Annotated in this window: 7 protein-coding genes; 4 read left to right on the top strand and 3 right to left on the bottom strand. The window is 45.2% G+C overall.

Annotated features, from left to right (window positions below; genetic code table 11):
* The 4 genes from AC29Z1_RS09380 to AC29Z1_RS09365 form a co-directional block, all read left to right on the top strand.
* On the top strand, positions 1-270 hold a 270-nt coding region (locus tag AC29Z1_RS09380; RefSeq protein ID WP_488271198.1), incomplete at its 5' end, for a CidA/LrgA family protein.
* Positions 261-950, top strand: a complete 690-nt coding sequence (locus AC29Z1_RS09375; RefSeq protein ID WP_488271197.1) for an LrgB family protein — start codon at positions 261-263, stop codon at positions 948-950. The genes AC29Z1_RS09380 and AC29Z1_RS09375, both read left to right, overlap by 10 nt.
* 97 nt (positions 951-1,047) lie before the next feature.
* Positions 1,048-1,542: a YajQ family cyclic di-GMP-binding protein gene (locus AC29Z1_RS09370; RefSeq protein ID WP_488271196.1), complete on the top strand. Its 495-nt coding sequence runs from the start codon at positions 1,048-1,050 to the stop codon at positions 1,540-1,542.
* 216 nt (positions 1,543-1,758) lie between these two features.
* The gene (locus tag AC29Z1_RS09365; RefSeq protein ID WP_488271195.1) at positions 1,759-2,997 is read left to right on the top strand and encodes a divergent polysaccharide deacetylase family protein; all 1,239 of its coding nucleotides are present in this window, start codon (positions 1,759-1,761) and stop codon (positions 2,995-2,997) included.
* Between the two features lie 106 nt (positions 2,998-3,103).
* Here the strand turns inward: AC29Z1_RS09365 and AC29Z1_RS09360 are convergent, their stop codons facing one another.
* Genes AC29Z1_RS09360 through AC29Z1_RS09350 form a run of 3 tightly spaced genes read right to left on the bottom strand, consistent with a single transcriptional unit; the run spans position 3,104 to position 5,850 of the window.
* Entirely contained in the window at positions 3,104-3,892 is a 789-nt protein-coding gene (locus AC29Z1_RS09360; protein WP_488271194.1) for a tRNA 2-thiocytidine biosynthesis TtcA family protein, read from the bottom strand.
* A gap of 1 nt (position 3,893) precedes the next feature.
* Positions 3,894-4,661: a DUF4130 domain-containing protein gene (locus AC29Z1_RS09355; protein WP_488271193.1), complete on the bottom strand. Its 768-nt coding sequence runs from the start codon at positions 4,659-4,661 to the stop codon at positions 3,894-3,896.
* Positions 4,624-5,850: a putative DNA modification/repair radical SAM protein gene (locus tag AC29Z1_RS09350; protein WP_488271192.1), complete on the bottom strand. Its 1,227-nt coding sequence runs from the start codon at positions 5,848-5,850 to the stop codon at positions 4,624-4,626. Before AC29Z1_RS09350 ends, AC29Z1_RS09355 begins: the two co-directional genes overlap by 38 nt.
* Positions 5,851-6,309: the final 459 nt, after the last annotated feature.

Raw genomic sequence — 6,309 nt, 5'->3', positions numbered from 1 at the left:
GGTACTGTATTTGGGATGGTATTGCTATTTTTATTACTATTGTCCGGCATTATTAAGCTTAGTTATATTCAAGATACTGCTGACTTTTTGCTTAAGCACATGCTGTTTTTCTTTATACCGATCGCTGTTGGTTTAATGGATTGGGGAGCTGTATTCTATGAACATGCCGTAGTGCTGACGGTAGCCATAGTTGCGGGAGCAGTCTTGCCTTTTTTAACTGTGGGGGTTCTCACCCAGCTTATCCACAAGGGGGAGAAAAAATGCAGTTAATGCTTTCTGCCGCATTTATTATCCTTACCGTTATTGTTTATCTTGTTTGCCGTTATTTGCATTTTCGTTATAACAATCCGTTAATTAATATTGTGCTTTTGAGTGCAGCGGTCATTATCGCTATCCTGGTTATGTGCAAGCAGTCTTATGCAGCTTATACTCCGGCAAAAGAGGTAATGACGTTTTTGCTTGGACCGACTACCGTAGGTCTGGCAGTACCATTGTACCGCAATAAGCATCTATTAAAACAATATAGTACTGCTATCTTTACAGGGGTTGGTCTGGGATCACTGGTGTCCATGGTGACTGTGCTGTTTATAACGCAAATTGGTGGTTTGTCAAGGGAAATTATTGTTTCCATTATTCCCAAGTCTTCCACCATTCCGTTTGCTGTTGAAGTGGCATCGATGGCAGGAGGGAATCCTGCCTTAGCAGTAGCTTTTGTGGTTGCTACGGGAACGTTTGGTTCAGTATTTGGCTTAAGTCTGCTTACCTGGTTCAAAATTCGTGATCCTGTTGCCAGGGGATTGGCTATGGGTACTGTCTCTCATGGGCAGGGTACGGCCATGGCTCTGTTGGAAGGCGAACAACAAGGATCCATGGCAGGCGTAGCTATGGGGTTGGCTGGTATTTTTACTTCGATACTGGCGCCGGTATTAGTAGCTTGGTTTGTCAAGTAAAGACGGTAAGATAAAAGCAGGTTTTTGGAGAGAAAATAGAGAATTATAGTAAGGTAGGTTTGATGAATGGTTTTTTTGATGAAAGGGGTTACTAGTTATGGCAAAAGACTGTTCCTTTGATATTGTGTCAGAAGTGAATATGCAAGAGATGGACAATGCTGTAAACCAGGCTACCAAGGAAATTGCACAGCGTTATGATTTTAAAGGCAGTATGGCGGAAATCGTTTTGGAAAAAGACTCTTTAAAATTATCGGCTGAAGATGAGTATAAGTTAGGAGCCATGCTGGATATTTTGCGAACCAAAATGGTGAAACGCAATGTTCCTTTAAAATGTTTACAACCTGGAAAAGTGGAACCGGCTTCCGGCGGCACGGTGAAACAGACTGTCATGATCCAAAAAGGTATCAGCAAGGAAAACGGTAAAGCAATCGTTAGCTATATCAAAGAGCTGAAGCTCAAGGTGCAGGCACAAATTATGGATGATCAGGTGCGGGTCACTGGGGCGAAAAAGGATGATTTGCAGACAGTTATTCAAAAACTCAAAGAAAAAGATTTTGGGATAGAGCTGCAGTTTATTAATTTCCGCTCTTAATACAGATAGCATAGGTAACGCATCAATGGGATTGCCACGCTGACGCTTGCAATGACTATAAGGATAGATTTTCCGTCATTGTGAGTGTAGCGTGGCAGTTTCTTTGCCAGAATCAAGTAGACAGGATTAGTGCTAGAAACATATAATGATTATGAAATGATATCGAATAGATTTACTAAAGCAGGTGTTTCGCACTACTAAACAAGGAGAACATATATGGCAAAACAAAGTAAAAACAATCGTCTAACATGGATATTGGCTATTATAGCTATTATCGCAGCCGTTATTTTTTACCAAACCGGTGAGCCACCGGAAAAACCTTCTGTGCCAGAACCGGATTATAACGTAGAAAAGCAAGGTGCCGGCGTGGTGCTTGATTTTAACGAAGCGGCTAACAAAATTCATGCCGCAGTAGAAGCTGCATTGGCAAATGCCAAGCTTACACCCAAGGAGATGAGCGAGAGTAAACGGGAGGTTCCCCGCACAGAAGTAGAAGGAATCATCCGTTGGCATACCCGGAATATTTTGCTGGTGGTGCCGGAATCTGTCTCAGCCGAAGGGCTAAAGCAGGCATTGATACCGCTGGCAGCTGAAGCTGGCGGCAAGGTCATCGGCACAGAGCCGGATACTTATAATGGAACGGCCGCCATACGGCTGGATATCGGTATTCAGGAGAGTTTGAATAACGAACCATTAACATTGATTACTGATCGAATATATCTAGTCCAAGAGAAAAAGAAAAGTGCTTTGCCACCTGCGTCTAAGCCTAAGCCTCATCCCAAAGTGGAACGGAAAGCCGGGAATATGGCCATTGTGATCGATGACTTTGGCTATACCAAAGATCCGATTGCTGCTTTTGCAAATATGGGACGGCCGATTACGTTTGCGATATTACCTTATCGCCAGTATAGCAATGAAGCAGCAGCCCAGGCGCTAAGCGCTGGTCATCTGGTAATGCTGCATTTACCCTTAGAACCCCTGTCTGCTGCCGCACAGACTGAACCAACGGTAATTACGGTAGATATGAGTGAGCAGGAGATCAAGGCCAAAGTCAATGCTGCTATTGCTGCAATACCTGGTATTAAAGGTGTTAATAACCATCAGGGTTCCAAAGCGACTGCTGACCGTCGGGTGATGAAAAGCGTTCTTGAGGTCATTAAAGCCAATCATCTATTCTTTATTGACAGTCGCACACACAGTAAGTCGGTAGCTGCTGAAGTCTCACGCCAATTAGGCGTGAGAATCGGGGAAAATGAGTTGTTTATCGACAATAGTTCAGATGTTGGGCAAATAAAACAACAATTGCGCCAGGCTATCAGGATGGCACAAAAAAATGGCAGTGTTACGGTAATTGGACATGCCAGACCAAACACGGCGATTGCTGTGCGGGAGATGATACCAGAAATCGAAGCAGCCGGTATTCGGCTGGTATATGCCGATCAACTGCTTAACTAAGCCAGGAACGTAGCCGGGAAGACCTATGTTGGGATGAAGTAAGGCAATGTAAAAAACACCTTGCCGTAGTGGTTATCCCTTGGGATTATACTGCGGCAAGGTGTTTTTATTTTTGTTTTGACCGCCAAAAAGCGTCATGTTTGGCTTTTAGCTGCTGGCGGTTAAGTGGTTCTGGCCAAAGTTCAATAGGTTTACCTCCACGCATGGCAGCGGCCAGGTGGGCATAAAAGGCCGGATCAGCTTTTTCTAAGGCGGCAATTCGTTCCTTAATTTCCTGGCGTTTGGTTTTGCCATTCATTGGACAGGGACTGGCGATCGGTGTTAAGCCATGGAATTTGACAGTTTTCCGGATCTCGCGTTCCCGAAAATACACCAGAGGGCGAATAACAGTAAGGCCAGTACGACTTAAATAGGTTACCGGAGCAAAGGTTTTTAAATGACCGGCATAGAGCAGTCCCATGTAAAAGGTTTCCACCGCATCATCATGATGGTGTGCCAGTGCCACTTTGTTATAACCATGTTGTTTGGCGTAGTTGTTAACAGCCCCGCGGCGAAAAAAGGCGCACGTAAAACAGGGATCTTTACCTTTGTTTTGTTCAATGATACCAGCGATGTTGGCTTGGCTGGTTCCAAAGGGAATTCCCAGCTTGTTACAAAAATCCTGCAGGGGTGCAGGGTCAAAATCATTGGTAAACAGGGGGTCAAGGGTAAAGGCGCCAAGCTCAAATTTCAGCGGTGAAATATCTTTGAGAACCGCTAAGGCATAGGTCAGAAACAGGCTGTCTTTGCCGCCTGAAAGGCCAACAAGAACTTTGTCACCGTCCTGCAACATGTCAAATTCGATAATGGCTCTGAGAAACCGGCTAAAGTACGGTTGCGGTAAGTGTTTATGCATGTTATGTAGAAGCCTCCCTTTCCAGGATTTTGCCTTCGGCCAGCCAGTTCCAGTATTTTTTCGGAATGACATGCTGGGCAAGTCTGATATTTTTACGGGTTGCTATATATTGCGATTGATAATATGTTTCCCAAGCGGCGTCAAAATCCTGGTTTTCTAAGTAGGGTAAGTAGGGGGCGGCAGCAGCTTGGGTTAGCTTGCCATCCGTTAGTATGATGGCCTTATCTTCCAGAATGAATACCAGCTGGGTATTGGGGTAACGGGCAGCAAATTTTTTTAAAATAAGATCGGCTGTTTGGTGAAATAGTTTTGGTTTTGCCACCAGGATATTGTCGGGTGCCGGGTGAAAGCGGATAAATCCGAGCATCTTATGTACTTCATGGGACACTACTTTGGCGCGGGACAAAAACATCCGGCTGATATCACCAATGCCGCAGAAACAGTAGGAATGCCCGTAGCGGATGGCTTGTTCGATAGCCGCAAATATGACAGCCGCCCGGTCATTTGCCTGATAGCGCAGGTTAGCAGCTACCAGCCGTGCGAGTGTCTGGCCCGGAGAGTCTAACAGCCAGGCGGTGTCCAGACCGCAATTGGCAGATAATTGCTTAATCAAAGCCGTCAAACGCATTTCATCGGCATGGTAAACGGTGGTATCTTTAAACAGGCCGAGACTATCCTGTTCGCCGTGAAAACAAGGCAGGTCATTATGGATTTGTACCAGCAATGAAGCTTTAATGATCGGCCATGGCGACGGTGAGCAGATGATCACGCGAGTCCCCCCATAAACTGAGTTGGATATAACTTTGCCGGTTAGGTTTGGTCAGTTTGGTGCGGTCCCCATAAAACCGGCCATCAATGGTAATGAAAGATAATGCCCGTTTCAGTACAATACCCGTATTTTTTAATTCCGCAGGCTGAGTGAAACGGTATTCTCGTCTGATACGGATAATTTTGCGGGCCGAGCGCGGGCCCAGGCCAGGAACTTTGAGTAAGTCTTGGAACGAGGCTTTATTGATTTCTATTGGAAACAGTTCGGGATGATGTAGCGCGTAGGCCAGTTTCGGATCAAGTTCTTGGTCTAGATTGCCATTGGAATCGAAGACTAAATCACTATAGCGAAACCCATACAGGCGCATGAGAAAATCAGACTGATACAGACGATTTTCCCGCAGGAGCGGCGTTTGGCTGACACCCGCCAGCGGTGTGCCGTCTACTGGCTGAAAGGCGCTAAAATAAGCGCGCTTTAGACTATACTGGCGATAGAGACTGCTTACCGACTGCAGGATATCCCGATCGGTTTCTTGGGCAGCACCGACAATATATTGGGTGGTATGGCTGATTCCCGGATGTTCTTGCAAGTGACGCTTGATCTTGTCCATCCCGTCAAGTATCTCGCTGGCATAGTTTTTGGTGCGGCTGAGTCTGGCCAAATGGGCAGCACTGGGGGCTTCTACATTCAGCGATACTCTGTTGGCAAACTGCATGGCAGCAGCTATATCCGCGTCAGCGGTACCTGGTAAAATCTTTAGGTGGATGTAGCCGCCAAATTTATAGCGTTTGCGCAGGATTTCAGCTACTTTAAGCATTTCACTCATAGTATGATCGGTGGAATGAGTAACTCCAGAACTTAAAAATAGGCCTTCCACGTAATTGCGGCGGTAAAATTCCATAAATATTCCTGCTAATTCATCGGCGGCAAATTTGGCTCGGGCAACATCACGCCCAGCACGGTTGGGACAATAGGCACAGTCTTTTTCGCAGTAGTTTGTCAACAACACTTTAAACAGGGAAATGCAGCGTCCGTCAGGTGTAAAGGAATGACATATACCGCTGGGGGCGGTTGTGCCAATATTCCATTGTCCGGGCTGTTTAATTCTAGATGCGGTTGACGCACACACATCGTACTTGGCTCCTTCGCCCAGAATTTTTAGTTTAGCCAATGGATCTAGCGTTTTCACGGTTTTCACCACCATTTATGTATTGTAACGTATTGGATGCACAAACTCAATCGAGAGAGAGCAAAGAATGATAATACAATTATACCACAAGAACAAACGTTCTGCAAACATTTGTTCTTAAAGTTGTCAGAAAAGTAAGTTAGCATAGCAGGAATCGTAGGAGGAATTGTCGAAACTAGAACCACTCACCCTATTCATAGGTTGTAAGCTATCGGGAAACGTAATTTGGGAATCATATAAACATGTTAGGCGATTATCCACGTTGCACGGTTGATAATGGTTTATAATAAAATTGTGGGATTTTATGATTAGTTAGAGAGACATTACAAGCAATCGACCACAGCTAAGGTGTTGATAGAATAACCGAAATGGGAAAAGCTATTGATTAGGCGGGAAAACAGGAGTATTCGGAGAGCAGGAATTGACGTACGTATGGAAACAGCATCTGGAAGATGTTGA

This window comes from Sporomusa sp. (genome assembly GCF_057736855.1).
This window is presented reverse-complemented; position numbering and strand designations above follow the sequence as displayed.